Below are 14,366 nucleotides of genomic sequence, written 5' to 3' on the forward strand. Positions count from 1 at the left end.
ATGCATCACTGCAGATGGTTGAGCGCGATGTCGATGATGTCGAAGTTGCGCAGCCGCGCACGGCCCGTGACGTCGGTGGCGACCGGCTTGCTGAAGATCAGCGGCACGATCTGCTCGGAGATCCCGCCGTGCGAGCGCAGCGGCACGTCGAGGCCCGACAGGTCGTGCTTGATGCGGCGCGTGCCGAGCACGACGTCCTGCTTCGAGATCACGATCAGGTCGCCCATCCGCGCGGGCGGCAGCTCGAAGCGCGCGCACCCCTCGGCGCCCGTCAGCACGACCTCGATGCCGTCGACCGCGGCCAGTCGCGCGCGCAGCGCATCAACATCGGCCGACGCCGGCACGTAGACGGTCGCGAACGAGCCGAGCGCGCCGTGGTGCACGACGTACGGATCGGTGATCGGCAGGATCACGCGCGCCGCGTCGTGGCCGAGCCACTCGTCGAACAGTTCCTGCAGGTAGATCACGTTCGGTTCGCCGGTCTCGTCGTCGTGCTTCGCGTTCATCCCGTGGTCGGCCGTGATCGCGACGATCGCGCCGAGTTCGTCGAGGCGCTGCAGGTAGGTGTCCATCATCGCGTAGAACGCGTTCGCGCCGGGCGTGCCGGGCGCGCACTTGTGCTGCACGTAGTCGGTCGTCGACAGGTACATCAGGTCGATCGGGCGCGTCTCGAGCAGGCGCACGCCGGCCGCGAACACGAATTCGGAAAGATCGGCGCTGTACACGCTCGGCACCGGCTTGCCGACCAGTTCGAGCACGCCGTCGATGCCGTTCTCCTCGATGCTCGCCTCGTCGGCCTTTTCCGACGAGAAGCAGATGCCCTTCAGCCCCTTGCCGAGCAGGCGGCGCAGCTTGTCCTTCGCGGTGACGACCGCGACGCGCGCACCCTGTTCGGCGAAGGTCGCGAGCACGGTCGGTGCGACGAGGTACTTCGGATCGTTCATCAGCACCTCGGCACCGGTGTCGCGATCGTAGAAGTAGTTGCCGCTGATCCCGTGGATCGCCGGCGGCACGCCGGTAACAATCGACAGGTTGTTCGGGTTCGTGAAGCTCGGCACCACGCATTCGCCCTTGAGCGCCGTGCCGGGCTTCAGCAGCGTGCGCAGGAACGGCGCAACGCCGGCCGCGGCGGCTTCTTCCAGATATTCGTACGCGCAGCCATCGACGCAGACGACCACCACGGGCCGGCTCATCCAGTTGTAGCGGCGGCCGTTCACTTCCACGGATACAGGCGTTTCAGTCATGACGTTCATTCCTTTCAGTTCGAAGGGGTTGAGCCGTCGGCGCCCGCGCCGCGCCGAAGGGAGGTGTTTTCCATGCTTGACATTAAAATGGATGATTTGTAGATTGTCAACAACATGCAGAGAACAGAAAGCAAAACGACGTAGCAAAGAGAGGGCTGGTCTCCACTCATCCGCCGCGTGCCGCGGCGCCACAGTCAAGGGGTCTGAAGATGAACGAAGTGCCGGTAAACAAGCGTTTGAACGCATGGGCAACGGGCGCGGCCCGCTTCGCGCTCGCCGCGGCGGTCGCGCTCGGCGCCGCGCAGGCGGCGCACGCGAAGACGTCGCTGCTCGTCTATACCGCGCTGGAAGACGAGGCGATGAAGCCCTACAAGGACGCGTTCGAGAAAGCGAACCCCGACATCGAGATCCGCTGGGTGCGCGACTCGACCGGCTCGGTCACCGCGAAGCTGCTCGCGGAAAAGAACAACCCGCGCGCGGACGTCGTGCTCGGCCTCGCCGCGTCGAGCCTCACGCTGCTCGACCTGCAGGGCATGCTGATGCCGTACGCGCCGCAGGGTTTCGACCAGCTCACGCGCAAGTACAGCGACGCAAACACGCCGCCGCGCTGGGTCGGCATGGACGTGTGGGGCGCGACGATCTGCTACAACCGCATCGCCGCGCAGGCGAAGAACATCCCGAAACCGACGTCGTGGGAAGACCTGACGAAGCCGATCTACAAAGGCGCGATCGTGATGCCGAGCCCGGTATCGTCGGGTACCGGCTACCTCGACGTGACCGCGTGGCTGCAGACCTTCGGTGACGACAAAGGCTGGAAATTCATGGACGCGCTCGACAAGAACGTCGCGCAGTACGTGCACTCGGGCTCGAAGCCGTGCACGCTCGCCGGCACCGGCGAATTCCCGATCGGCATCTCGTTCGAATTCCGCGGCCACGAACTGCAGGCGCAGGGCGCGCCGATCGATCTCGTGTTCCCGAAGGAAGGGCTCGGCTGGGACATGGAAGGCACGGCGATCATGAAGACGACGAAGCAGCCCGACGCCGCGAAGAAGCTCGCCGACTTCATGGCGAGCAAGGACGCGAACCAGATCACCGCGCGCTGGTGGGCGATCGTCGCGTATCCGGGCGTCGCGCGGAAGCTGGCCGGCATCCCCGACAACTATTCGGACCTGCTCGTGAAGAACGACTTCGTGTGGTCCGCGAAAAACCGCCAGTCGATCCTCGATACGTGGCAGAAGCGCTACGGGGCGAAAACGCAGCAGTAACGCCGCGACCGGCAGCGGGGCCGCGCCGCGCGCCGCCCCGCGTCACCCTTTCCGTCGTCGAATCCGGCCCCCGGGCCGCCCCAGCATGGAGGCGCGCATGGCACCTTATCTGAGCGTAGAACGCATCGAGAAGCGGTACAACGACACGCAGGTTCTCACCGACATCAACCTGAGCGTGATGAAGGGCGAGATGATCTGTTTCCTCGGGCCGTCCGGCTGCGGGAAAACCACGCTGCTGCGGATCATCGCGGGGCTCGAAACACAGAACGCCGGCCAGATCATGCAGGACGGCCGCGACATCTCGCGGCTGCCGCCGCAATTGCGCGACTACGGCATCGTGTTCCAGTCGTACGCGCTGTTCCCGAACCTCACCGTGTACGACAACGTCGCGTACGGGCTCGTGAACCGCAAGATGAAGCGCGACGCGATCCACGAGCGCGTGCACACGCTGCTCGCGCTGGTCGGCCTGCCCGACAGCCATCGCAAGCATCCGGGCCAGCTGTCCGGCGGCCAGCAGCAGCGCATCGCGCTGGCGCGCGCGCTTGCCACGTCGCCAGGCCTGCTGCTGCTCGACGAACCGCTGTCGGCGCTCGACGCGCGCGTGCGCGTGCGGCTGCGCCAGGAAATCCGCGCGCTGCAGCAGCGGCTCGGCGTGACGACGATCATGGTCACGCACGACCAGGAAGAAGCGCTGTCGATGGCCGACCGCATCGTCGTGATGAACCACGGCGTGATCGAGCAGATCGGCACGCCGCTCGAAATCTACCGGCAGCCCGCGTCGCCGTTCGTCGCGGACTTCATCGGCCGCGTCAACACGATTCCCGCCGAAGTCGCGCAGGACGGCACGCTGCGCGCGGGTGCGGTCGGCCTCGATTGCGGCCACGGCGCCGCGCGGCCCGCGCAGGGTGCGGCGGTATCGGTCTACGTACGGCCGGAAGACCTGCGCATTCGCGTGCCGGGCGAAACGGCCGACAACGTGCTGGCCGGCCGCGTCGAAAAGCTCGAATTCCTCGGCGCGTTCTGCCGCGTGAGCTTCCGCATCGACGGGCTCGACGGCCAGGAGATCGTCGCCGACCTGTCGTATCACGACGTCGATCGCACCGGCGTGCAGGCCGGCGCGCGCATCGACCTCGCGCTCGATCGCGAGCATGTCCGCGTGTTCCCGAGCGCGAAGGAGCGACTGCAATGAGCACCGTCCTGACCGAGCGCCGCCGCGGCGCCTCCGCTCCCGCCGACGTGCGGCAGATCACGCACTGGCACGACCGCATCGCGCAGTTCGCGCTCGTCGCGATGGCCGCGCTGATGTCGCTGTTCCTGTTGCTGCCGCTCGCGCTCGTCGTGCAGAAATGCTTCGTCGATGCCGACGGGCATTTCGTCGGCGCGCACAACTTCGTCGAGTATCTGGAGGACAGCGGCGTGCTGCGCTCGATGCTGCATTCGCTGACGGTCGGCGCGCTCGTCACGGCGATCGTCGTGCCGATGGCGTTCACGTTCGCGTATGCGCTGACGCGCTCGTGCATGCCGCTGAAGAACGCGGCGCGCACGATCGCGCTGCTGCCGCTGCTCGCGCCGACGCTGCTGTCGGCCGTGTCGTTCATCTACTGGTTCGGCAACGCGGGGCTGCTGAAGCCGCTGCTGCACGGCCATTCGATCTACGGGCTGCCGGGCATCGTCGCGAGCATGGTGTACGCGTCGTTCCCGCACGTGCTGATGATCCTCGTCACCGCGCTGTCGCTCGCGGACGGCCGGCTCTACGAGGCCGCCGACGCGATGGGCACGAGCCGCACGCGCAAGTTCTTCACGATCACGCTGCCCGGCGCGAAGTACGGGCTGATCAGCGCGACGATGGTGGCGTTCACGATGTGCATCAACGACTTCGGCGTGCCGGTGGTGATCGGCGGCTCGTACAACGTGCTGTCGACCGACATCTACAAGCTGATCATCGGGCTGCAGGACTTCAACCGCAGCGCGGTCGTGAGCCTGATGCTGCTGTGTCCGGCGCTCGTCGCGTTCGGCGTCGACTTCTTCATCCGCCGCCGCCAGCAGTCGCAGCTCGGCGCGCGCTCGACGCCGTATCAGCCGAAGCCGTCGCGCGGCTTCGACGCCGCGATGCTCGCGTACTGCGCGCTCGTGTGCGCGTTCTTCATCGCGGTGGTCGGCATCTCGGTGTTCGCGTCGTTCGTGAAGTTCTGGCCGTACCAGATGAGCCTCGGGCTGCAGCATTACCGGATGGGGCTGATCGGCGCCGGCATCTTCGACGCGTACAAGAACAGCCTGAGGATGGCCGCGACCGTCGCGATCGGCGGCACGATCGTCGTGTTCGGCGGTGCGTACCTGATCGAGAAGACCCGCGGCGCGCGCTGGCTGCGCGGCTTCATCAGCCTGTGCGCGATCCTGCCGATGGGCGTGCCGGGCCTCGTGCTCGGCATCAGCTACATCTTCCTGTTCAACGCGCCCGGCAATCCGCTGAACGGGCTGTACGGCTCGCTGTGGCTGCTCGCGATCGTCACGGTCGTCCACTACTACGCGTCGAGCCACCTGACCGCCGTCACCGCGCTCAGGCAGATCGACAGCGAGTTCGAGGCCGTGTCCGCATCGCTGAAGGTGCCGTTCTACAAGACCTTCCTGCGCGTGACGGTGCCCGTGTGCCTGCCCGCGATCCTGCTGATCGCGCGTTACCTGTTCGTCAACGGGATGACGACGGTCTCGGCCGTCGCGTTCCTCTACTCGCCGGACACGCAGCCCGCCTCCGTCGCGATCCTGAACCTCGACGACGCGGGCCAGATGGGCCCGGCCGCCGCGATGGCGACACTCGTGCTCGTGACGTCGTCGTGCGCGTGCCTGCTGTTCGCGTGCATCTCGCATCGCCTGTTGCGCCGCACGCAGGCCTGGCGCACCCCGCATCGCCGCTGATCCTTTCGCCGCATTCACGTGACGTCCCGACTTCACCAAGGAGACACCATGACGCTCGCCGCCCAGCCCATCCTGCTCACCCCAGGCCCCCTGACGACCTCCGACCGCACGCGCGACGCGATGCTGCGCGACTGGGGTTCGTGGGACAGCGACTTCAACGCGATCACCGCGCGGCTGCGCGAACGCCTGCTGCAGATCGTGCACGGCGAAGGCACGCACGAATGCGTGCCGCTGCAGGGTAGCGGCACGTTCTCGGTCGAGGCGGCGATCGGCACGCTCGTGCCGCGCGACGGCCACGTGCTCGTGCCGAACAACGGCGCGTACTGCCAGCGCCTCGCGAAGATCTGCCGCGTGCTCGGCCGCAAGCTGACGACAATCGACTACCGCGAGGACCGCCGCGTCGACCCCGCCGACGTCGAGCGCGCACTCGCCGCCGATCCGGGCATCACGCACGTCGCGCTCGTGCACTGCGAGACGGGTGCCGGCGTGCTGAACCCGCTGCACGAGATTGCGCAGATCGTCGCGAAGCACGGCCGCGGGCTGATCGTCGACGCGATGAGCTCGTTCGGCGCGATCGACATCGACGCGCGCACGACGCCGTTCGACGCGGTAATTGCGGCGTCCGGCAAATGCCTCGAAGGCGTGCCGGGGCTCGGCTTCGTGATCGCGAGGCGCAGCACGCTCGAACGGTGCGAAGGCAACAGCCATTCGCTCGCGATGGACCTGTACGACCAGTGGGTCTACATGCAGCGCACGACGCAGTGGCGCTTCACGCCGCCGACGCACGTGGTCGCGGCGCTCGACGCGGCCGTTGCGCAATACATCGACGAAGGCGGGCTCGCCGCACGCGGCGGCCGCTACCAGCGCAACTATCGCGCGCTGATCGACGGGATGCTCGCGCTCGGTTTCCGGCCGTTCCTCGATCCGGCGATCCAGGCGCCGATCATCGTCACGTTCCATGCGCCGGACGATCCGAACTACGATTTCAAGACGTTTTATCAGGAGGTCAAAAAGCGCGGCTACATTCTGTATCCGGGCAAGCTGACCGAAGTCGACACGTTCCGCGTCGGCTGCATCGGCCACTTCGGCGAGGCCGGTATCCCCGGCGCCGTCGCCGCGATCGCCGACACGCTGCGGGCGATGGGCGTGCGTCGCGTGTCGGCCGAAGCGGCGGCCTGACGCGACATGATTTGATCGGCCGCGTGCCCCTGTGCACGCGGCCGGGTTTTCCTGGCCGTGCGCGGCACGGCCCCGACCCTTATTGACGAAACATCCGATGCGACCCTTCTGGATCGAACAAGCGCTGTTCAACGACGGCGATCTCGCCCCCGCGCTGCAAGGCGCGACGCAGGCCGACGTCTGCATCGTCGGCGGCGGCTTCACCGGGCTCTGGACCGCGATCCAGGCGAAGCAGCAGAACCCGGCACTCGACATCGCGATCGTCGAGGCCGACCTGTGCGGCGCCGGCGCGAGCGGCCGCAACGGCGGGTGCCTGCTTACGTGGTCCGCGAAATTCCTGACGCTGCGGCGCCTGTTCGGCGAAGCCGAGGCGATCCGGCTCGTGAAGGCGTCGGAAGCGGCCGTCCAGCACATCGCCGATTTCTGCCGCGCGCACGACATCGATGCCGAACTGCGGCTCGACGGCACGCTGTACACCGCGACGTCGCGCGCGCAGGTTGGCACGCTCGCGCCGGTGCTCGACGCGCTCGCCGCGTGCGGCATCCACAGCTACGAGCCGCTGCCGCCCGCCGAAGTCGCGCGCCGCTCCGGTTCCGCGCGCAATCTCGACGGCGTCTACTCGCCGATCGCCGCGACCGTGCATCCCGGCAAACTGGTGCGCGGGCTGCGCCGCGTCGCGCTCGCGATGGGCATCCGGATCTACGAACGCACGCCGATGCTCGACTTCACGCCCGGGCAGCCGGCCGTCGTGCGCACGCCGTCCGGCAGCGTCACGGCAGGCAAGCTCGTATTCGCGATCAACGCGTGGATGGCGAGCCGCTTCCCGCAGTTCGAGCGCACGATCGCGGTCGTGTCGAGCGACATGGTCATCACCGAGAAATGCCCGGAACTGCTCGAACAGACCGGGCTCGTCGACGGCGTGTCGGTGCTCGATTCGCGGATCTTCGTCTACTACTACCGCACCACCGCCGACGGGCGGCTGATGCTCGGCAAGGGCGGCAACACGTTCTCGTGGCGCAGCCGCATCGCGCCGGTGTTCGACCAGCGCTCGCCGTACGAGGCGCAGCTCACGCAAAGCCTGCGCGAATTCTTTCCGTCACTCTCGGGCGTGCCGGTCACCGCGAGCTGGAACGGGCCGTCGGACCGCTCGGTCACGGGCTTCCCGTTCTTCGGCCGCCTCGACGACGCGCCGAACGTGTTCTACGGCTTCGGTTATTCGGGCAACGGTGTCGGGCCGACCTACATGGGCGGGCAGATCCTGTCGTCGCTCGTGCTCGGCCTCGACAACGCGTGGACACGCAGCCCGATCGTGCGCGGCCCGCTCGGCCATTTCCCGCCGGAGCCGATTCGTTATGTCGGCGCGCACGTCGTGCGCAATGCGATCCGCCGCAAGGAGCGCGCGGAGGACGAGAGCCGGCAGCCGTCGGCCGTCGATACGTGGCTCGCGAAATTCGCGAGCGCGGCCGGGAAGGCCGACAAGGCGTGACGAAGCGATGATGCGACGACGGTAACGGCGCAATGAAAAAGGGACGCTGCGAAGCGTCCCTTTGCTTTTCGGCGACGACCCGAGCGAGCCTTGCCGGGCCTTATGCGCGCGCGGTTTTGTCCCGCGCCGCCTTGCCCGTCGCGGGCAGCCCCTGCTCGTGCGTGCGGCGCATCCGCGCAAGGCCGTGCGCGACGTGCTCGCGCACCAGCACGACGGCCTTCTCCCCGTCGCCGCCCGCAAGCGCCTGCACGATCTTGTCGTGCTCGGCCGCGGACACGGCGATCGCGTCCTCCTCGGCCTCGATCGCGGCCTGGCGCAACAGGCCGAGCTGGCGCACGAGCCGGCGGTAGGTGTCGGTGAGGTGCGTATTGCCGACGCCGACGACCATCGCGTCGTGGAACTGCACGTTCAGCTCGGTATAGCGCGTGACGTCGTGCGTCTTCGCGGCGTCCTTCATCGACTGGATGATGCCCTTCAGCACCTTCAGCGTGTCGGGCGAGATGCGCTGCGCGAGCGCGCGCGCGACCGACTCGTCGAGCATCGCGCGCACTTCGTAGATTTCCTCGGCCTCGCGCAGCGGCACGACGCGCACGGTCACGCCGCGGTTCTTCTCGTTGCGCAGCAGGCCGGCCTGTTCGAGCGCGCGGAACGCTTCGCGCACGGGGCCGCGCGACACGTTCAGCTTGGTCGCGATCTCGACTTCGTTGAGTTTCTCGCCGGGTGCGTATTCGCCGGAGACGATCGCGCGCTCGAGCATGTCCTGGACAATCATCGCAAGCGACTGGCTTTGCAGGAGTTCGATGGCGCTGAGCGTGTTCGGGGCAGTCATGGTCGGGCAGGCAGCGGAGCTGCGGTGAAAACGAGGGCGCCATATCGGCGAATGATCCTTATATACCCTCGGCCCGACACATTGTCAACAGTTTTCAGTTTCCAAAAACCAATCCCGCCTGCCGGCATGCAACCGGCAGGCGGCTGCCGCGCGACGGGCGGACTGCGCCCGAACCGCGCGACGCTTACCGGCCGTCAGGCCGAGTGCTTCACCGGCCCCGGATCGCTGTGGCTCGGCCGACCCGTCTCGACGTGGCCCGCGAAGCGGCGCACGACCTTGTCGTCGCCGCCGCGCAGCGTCGTCGCGGTAATCGTCAGATCGTACCAGCCGTGGCTCGACGACAGCTCGAAGTGATCCTCGACGCGCTCGCCCGGCTCCAGCGTGTAGGTCCGCGCATGCGCATGGCTGTACGCGTTGTCGACCGTCACACGGCACGTCGCGCGCCCGCTGTTGCGCAGTTGCAGGTACACGTGACGGTTGCGCACGTCGTAGCCGATCTTCGCTTCGGGGTTCGCGTGGCGGCCGTCCGCCGCAAGCCGCGTGTTGCCCTGGAACTCGCACAGATAGCCGTTCGGGCCGTATGCCGCGAGATGGTATTCGCCGCGCGCGGCCGACGTGCTCCACGTGTCGACGAAACGATCGTGCGCGGATACCGCATAACGACGCGGCGTCGTCGTCGGGTTGCGGCGGTCGTACACGTAGAACGCCGCGCCCGCGTCGCCCGAGTTCGCGAAGTCGAGCGACACGGTGTCATCGTGTCCGCTCACGCGGCTGTGCACGAACAGCTCGTACGGCAGCGCGCGCGCGGGCCGCGTGCCGGGCTCCTGCGCCGGCATCGACTGCTGCGCGGGCACCTGGTACGCCTGGCCGGCCGTCGCGATGTGCTGCGGCACCGTGAAGCTCACCGTGCGCGTGTCGGGCCGCGCGGAGAAGTCGAACGCCGACGTGAGGTCGCCGCAGATCGACCGGCGCCATGCGCTGATGTTCGGCTCCTTCACGCCGAAGCGCGCTTCGAGGAAACGCAGCACCGACGTATGGTCGAACGTCTCCGAGCAGACCCAGCCGCCCTTCGTCCACGGCGAGATGATGATCAGCGGCACGCGCGGCCCGAGGCCGATCGGCTGGATGCCGCCCGGGTCCGCGCCCGGCACGAGCGGGCTCATCTCGCCCGGGTACTTGTTCAGGTCGAGCAGCTCGTCGCCGAGGTTCGACAGCAGGTTCGACGACACGATGCCCTGGCCGCCCACGCCGCTCGTGACCGGCGGCACCGGCGGCACGACGTGGTCGAACAGCCCGTCGTTCTCGTCGTAGTTGAGGATGAACACCGTCTTCGCCCACACCTCGGGGTTCGACGTGAGCGCCTCGAGCACCATGTTGATGTAGAACGCGCCGTCGGTCGGCGACGCCTGCGGGTGCTCGCTGTACTTGTACGGCGCCACGATCCACGACACCTGCGGCAGCCGGTTCGCCTGCACGTCGGCCTTGAGCTCGGCCAGCGTGTGGTCCGACGCGCCCTTGTCGACCAGCGGGCCGCTCGCGCCTTCCTTCACCTGGAAGCGCTTGAAGAACATCAGCGAGTTGTCGGTGTAGTTGTCGGTCGGGTCGCCCGGGATGCCCGTGCCGCCCTGGTACACCTTCCAGCTGACCTTCGCGTTCTCGAGGCGTTCGGCGTAGGTCGTCCACGTGTAGCCGTTCACGTCGTCGCGCTCGCCGATGCCCGGGCCGTTCGGCGGGTTGCCGTAGATGTTGCGCGGGTCGACCGTGCCGGTCCACAGGTAGATGCGGTTCGGCGCCGTGTCGGCGTGCGCGGAGCAGAAGTACGAATCGCAGATCGTGAACGCGTCGGCCAATGCGTAGTGGTACGTGAGATCCTGGCGCTTCAGGTAGCCCATCGTCAGCACGTCCTGCTTCTGGTTCACCCACTGGTCCCACTGGCCGTTGTTCCAGGACAGGTGGCCGCTGCTCCAGCCGTGGTTCGTGCCCGGCTGGAATTCGGTCGTCTGCTTCGGGTCGAGGTAGAACGGCAGCACGTACGGTGCGGACGGATCGATGCCGCGCGAATGGTAGTTCTTCGTGAACACCGACGCCGGCGGCTGCTGCCACACCGGCGCGCCGCTCGGCAGCAGGTGCGGGCGCGGGTCGTTGAAACCGCGCACGCCGCGCAGCCCGCCGAAGTAATGGTCGAACGAACGGTTTTCCTGCATGAAGATCACGACGTGTTCCACGTCGCGGATCGTGCCGGTGCGATAGGCGGCCGGCATCGCCAGCGCGTTGCGGATCGCGGGCGGAAAGCCCGCGTAGGCGGCCATCGCGCCGGCCGACTGCGCGGCGAGGCGCAGGAAATCGCGTCGATTGTTCGAGGACATGAAGGGAACCCTGTTGTCGGTAGGAGTGGGGTGCCGGTCGAGCGGGGCCGGCGGTCGGTGTGTTACCCGCTATTACCCCGCACCGGCATGTCCCGGCCGTGACCGGTTCCCGCAGGTTTCTTGCGCTGACCCCCAGCTTTTTTTCGAAGTGACGCACGACGCGCCTTTCATGCGGCCGACACACGCGTGCGCTACGCTGACGCGCGATGAAGAGGGGGGAGAAGCCGAGTCGTGTTCGATCAGCTGAAGGCGTTCCACGCGACCGTCCGGCAGGGCAGCATCACGCGCGCCGCACGCCACCTGGGCGTGAGCCAGCCGACGATTGCCGCGCAGATCCGGCAGGTCGAGCAGGTGTACGGCGTCGAGCTGTTCTACCGCAGCGGCCGCAAGCTCGAGGTCACCGAGACCGGCATCGAGCTGCTGCCGCTCGTCGAGAAGATGATCGCGCTCGAGGCGCAGGCCGACATCATGCTGCGCAACGTCGGCGGCCTGTTCGAAGGGCACCTGCGGATCGGTGCGACGGGCCCGTACTACATCATGGACGCGGTCGGCCGCTTCTCGAACGCGCATCCGTCGATCGCGCTCACGTGCCGGATCGGCAACTCCGAGGAGATCCTGCAGGCGCTGCAGGAATTCCGCATCGATCTGGCCGTCTCATCGCAGCGCAACGACGCCGACGGCCTCGAACGCAAGGTGATCTCGACCGACCCGCTGGTGCTCGTCGTGCATCGCACCCATCCGCTCGCGCGTTTCGACGCGATCGACCCGGCGCAGCTCGCCGACGTGCGGCTGCTGATTCGCGAGGAAGGCTCGATCACGCGCCGCTGCACGGAGACGATCCTGGCCGCGGCCGGCGTCGCGACCGCGTCGGTCGCGGAGATCGGCAGCCGCGAAGCGATCCGCGAGGCGATCCTGCATGGCGTGGGCGGCAGCCTGTTTCCGCTCGGCGAGGCCGAGCGCCATCCGGACCTGCGCGTCATCGCGCTGCGCGGCGTCGATACGACGATCGACGAATACGTGTACTACCTGAAGGCGCGCCGCCAGAGCCCGGCGATCGACGCGTTCCTCGCGTGCATCCTGCCGGCGGAGCCCGCCACGCGCGACACGACGCGGCGGGCGAACGCGCGCTGAGCCGCCGCGCGTTCGCCGCTTTCGCGCATTTCCCGCTGCATTGCCTGGCGCTTTTCGTCGCGCCTTCCCTCGTTTTTTCCTCGTGCCTTCCTTTTTGCGTCCGGCCGCGCGTCACTTCGGAAGCGCCGGAATCATCCACGTGAACACGTGCTGCTGCAGGAACACGAGCACGCCGAGCAGCAGCGTGAGAATCACGCTGTGCCAGAAGGTGCGCGCGAACACCAGGCCTTCCTGCCCCTTCAGATCCGTCGTCGACACGCCGGTGGCGATGTTCTGCGGCGAGATCATCTTGCCCATCACGCCGCCCGACGAGTTGGTCGCGGCCATCAACACGGGATCGAGCCCGAGCTGCCGCGCGGCGACGACCTGCAGGTTGCCGAACAGCGCGTTGCCCGACGTGTCGCTGCCGGACAGGAACACGGCGATCCAGCCGAGCGACGCGGACACCAGCGGGAACAGCGCGCCCGTCGATGCGACGCCTGTGCCGAGCGTGTAGCTGATCCCCGAGTAGTTCAGCAGGTACGCGAGCCCGACGATCATCATCACCGTGACGATCGCGATCCACGTCTGCCGCCACGTCTTGACCACACATTCGACGAACGCGCCGGCGCCGGTGCGCGTCAGCACGGCGGTGATGATTGCCGACAGCAGGATCGCGGTGCCCGTGCCGAGCGGCTGGAAATCCCAGATCGCCGCATACGGCTTGTGGTACAGCGACACGAACACCGCGTTGTGCAGGCCCGGCCACTTGATCTTCACGTCGCCGATCGCCGCGACGTTCGCGTGCACCCACACGATCACGACCACCGACACGACGAGCCACGGCAGCCAGCCGCCGAAGCCCGCGCGCGCGGCGCCGGCCGCCGCGGGCACGCTGCGCGCGAGCGCGTATTGCGGATCGGGCTGCGGCCGCCACACCTGCAGGAAGCCGATCGTGACGATCAGCGACGTGAGCGACGACAGCACGTCGGTGAGCTGGTAGCCGAGGAAGTTCGACGTGACGAACTGCGCGATCGCGAAGCTGGCGCCCGACACGAGCAGCGCCGGCCACAGCTGCCTGATCGAACGCAGCCCGCCATACGCGCCGACCACATAGAACGGCAGCAGCAGCGCGAAGAACGGCAACTGCCGGCCGACCATCTGGGCGAGCGTCGCGGGCGGCAGCGACGTGACCGCGCCGAGCACGGTGATCGGCACGCCCAGCGCGCCGAACGCGACCGGTGCGGTGTTGAACAGCAGCGTATAGGTGAGCGCTTCGAGCGCGGGGAAACCGAGCGCGATCAGCAGCGCGCTCGTGATCGCGACCGGCGTGCCGAACCCCGAGATCCCTTCGAGCAGGCAGCCGAACGAGAACGCGACGACCAGCAGCACGAGGCGGCGGTCGTCGGGCAGGTTGTCGAGCATCCACTGCCGGAACTGGTCGAAGCGGCCCGACTTCACCGCGATGTTGTACAGCAGCAGCGCGTTGAAGACGATCCACATCACCGGCACGACCGCGAGCGCCATGCCCGCGCCGACCGCGTTGAACGCGAGCCCGGCCGGCATGCCCCACGCGCCGATCGCGACCGCGAGGCCGGCGACGAGCCCGGCAAGCGATGCCTGCCACGCGGGACGGCGCAGCACGCCCAGCGCGATCAGCGCGACCGCGATCGGGATCGCGGCGACGAGGAACGACAGGAACAGCGAGTTGGCGACCGGCGTCAACGGCTGCGCGAAGACGATGCCGGGCGGTAGGGCGTCGGTGGGATTCATCGTGTCTCCAGATGTCGACCCGAGTTGGCGCTTTAGCGCTTACTCGGGTCCCATGCCTTGTGCGGTCGACCCGGGCTGGCGTTTCGGCGCCCCCGGATTCGGGGCAAAGCGATCGTTCCACGGTCACGACAACGATCGGACGCTTGCGCACGCAACGACGTTGCACGGCCAACCGATCGGTCGCTTAAAAGAGGTTAGGAG

Annotated in this window: 10 protein-coding genes; 6 read left to right on the top strand and 4 right to left on the bottom strand. The window is 67.8% G+C overall.

All coding sequences use genetic code 11. The annotated features are described in order from the left end of the window. Positions 1 to 5 precede the first annotated feature (5 nt). Complete coding sequence (gene phnA / locus H3H55_RS16985; protein ID WP_193099412.1) at positions 6 to 1,244, bottom strand: phosphonoacetate hydrolase; 1,239 nt, start codon at positions 1,242 to 1,244, stop codon at positions 6 to 8. 209 nt (positions 1,245 to 1,453) lie between these two features. Here phnA and H3H55_RS16990 point away from each other — a divergent pair, with 209 nt between their 5' ends. From H3H55_RS16990 to H3H55_RS17010, 5 genes are all read left to right on the top strand, one after another. After that, positions 1,454 to 2,509, top strand: a complete 1,056-nt coding sequence (locus H3H55_RS16990) for a putative 2-aminoethylphosphonate ABC transporter substrate-binding protein (RefSeq protein WP_193099413.1) — start codon at positions 1,454 to 1,456, stop codon at positions 2,507 to 2,509. A 97-nt stretch (positions 2,510 to 2,606) separates the two neighbouring features. Continuing rightward, entirely contained in the window at positions 2,607 to 3,698 is a 1,092-nt protein-coding gene (locus tag H3H55_RS16995) for a putative 2-aminoethylphosphonate ABC transporter ATP-binding protein (protein ID WP_193099414.1), read from the top strand. Next, positions 3,695 to 5,422, top strand: coding sequence for a putative 2-aminoethylphosphonate ABC transporter permease subunit (locus tag H3H55_RS17000; RefSeq protein WP_129513274.1), 1,728 nt, complete (start codon positions 3,695 to 3,697; stop codon positions 5,420 to 5,422). The genes H3H55_RS16995 and H3H55_RS17000 overlap by 4 nt, the downstream gene beginning before the upstream one ends. 48 nt (positions 5,423 to 5,470) lie before the next feature. After that, the gene (locus H3H55_RS17005) at positions 5,471 to 6,601 is read left to right on the top strand and encodes a 2-aminoethylphosphonate--pyruvate transaminase (protein ID WP_193099415.1); all 1,131 of its coding nucleotides are present in this window, start codon (positions 5,471 to 5,473) and stop codon (positions 6,599 to 6,601) included. 97 nt (positions 6,602 to 6,698) lie between these two features. Beyond that, positions 6,699 to 8,087: an FAD-dependent oxidoreductase gene (locus H3H55_RS17010; protein ID WP_193099416.1), complete on the top strand. Its 1,389-nt coding sequence runs from the start codon at positions 6,699 to 6,701 to the stop codon at positions 8,085 to 8,087. Positions 8,088 to 8,187: 100 nt separating this feature from the next. Here H3H55_RS17010 and H3H55_RS17015 read toward each other — a convergent pair whose 3' ends face one another. Next, positions 8,188 to 8,916 carry a phosphonate utilization associated transcriptional regulator gene (locus H3H55_RS17015; protein WP_193099417.1) on the bottom strand — a complete coding sequence of 243 codons (729 nt, stop codon included), beginning with the start codon at positions 8,914 to 8,916 and terminating at the stop codon, positions 8,188 to 8,190. 194 nt (positions 8,917 to 9,110) lie between these two features. Then, on the bottom strand, positions 9,111 to 11,282 hold the full coding sequence (locus H3H55_RS17020; RefSeq protein ID WP_193099418.1) for a phosphocholine-specific phospholipase C: 2,172 nt from the start codon (positions 11,280 to 11,282) through the stop codon (positions 9,111 to 9,113). Between the two features lie 231 nt (positions 11,283 to 11,513). On the opposite strand from H3H55_RS17020, the gene H3H55_RS17025 reads away from it, so the two are divergent. Then, entirely contained in the window at positions 11,514 to 12,413 is a 900-nt protein-coding gene (locus H3H55_RS17025) for a LysR family transcriptional regulator (RefSeq protein WP_193099419.1), read from the top strand. A gap of 111 nt (positions 12,414 to 12,524) precedes the next feature. Here H3H55_RS17025 and H3H55_RS17030 read toward each other — a convergent pair whose 3' ends face one another. Beyond that, complete coding sequence (locus H3H55_RS17030; RefSeq protein WP_129513280.1) at positions 12,525 to 14,165, bottom strand: L-lactate permease; 1,641 nt, start codon at positions 14,163 to 14,165, stop codon at positions 12,525 to 12,527. Positions 14,166 to 14,366 lie beyond the last annotated feature (201 nt).

It is taken from the genome of Burkholderia sp. Z1, assembly GCF_014893795.1.
In the GTDB taxonomy this organism is placed as follows: domain Bacteria; phylum Pseudomonadota; class Gammaproteobacteria; order Burkholderiales; family Burkholderiaceae; genus Burkholderia; species Burkholderia theae.

Bases quoted from the DNA above. Each gene is read 5' to 3' on its own strand.
- H3H55_RS17005 (WP_193099415.1), top strand. From the start codon at position 5,471: ATGACGCTCGCCGCCCAGCCCATCCTGCTCACCCCAGGCCCCCTGACG.
- H3H55_RS17015 (WP_193099417.1), bottom strand. From the start codon at position 8,916: ATGACTGCCCCGAACACGCTCAGCGCCATCGAACTCCTGCAAAGCCAG.
- H3H55_RS17010 (WP_193099416.1), top strand. From the start codon at position 6,699: ATGCGACCCTTCTGGATCGAACAAGCGCTGTTCAACGACGGCGATCTC.
- H3H55_RS17030 (WP_129513280.1), bottom strand. From the start codon at position 14,165: ATGAATCCCACCGACGCCCTACCGCCCGGCATCGTCTTCGCGCAGCCG.
- H3H55_RS17000 (WP_129513274.1), top strand. From the start codon at position 3,695: ATGAGCACCGTCCTGACCGAGCGCCGCCGCGGCGCCTCCGCTCCCGCC.
- H3H55_RS17020 (WP_193099418.1), bottom strand. From the start codon at position 11,282: ATGTCCTCGAACAATCGACGCGATTTCCTGCGCCTCGCCGCGCAGTCG.
- H3H55_RS16995 (WP_193099414.1), top strand. From the start codon at position 2,607: ATGGCACCTTATCTGAGCGTAGAACGCATCGAGAAGCGGTACAACGAC.
- H3H55_RS16990 (WP_193099413.1), top strand. From the start codon at position 1,454: ATGAACGAAGTGCCGGTAAACAAGCGTTTGAACGCATGGGCAACGGGC.
- phnA (WP_193099412.1), bottom strand. From the start codon at position 1,244: ATGACTGAAACGCCTGTATCCGTGGAAGTGAACGGCCGCCGCTACAAC.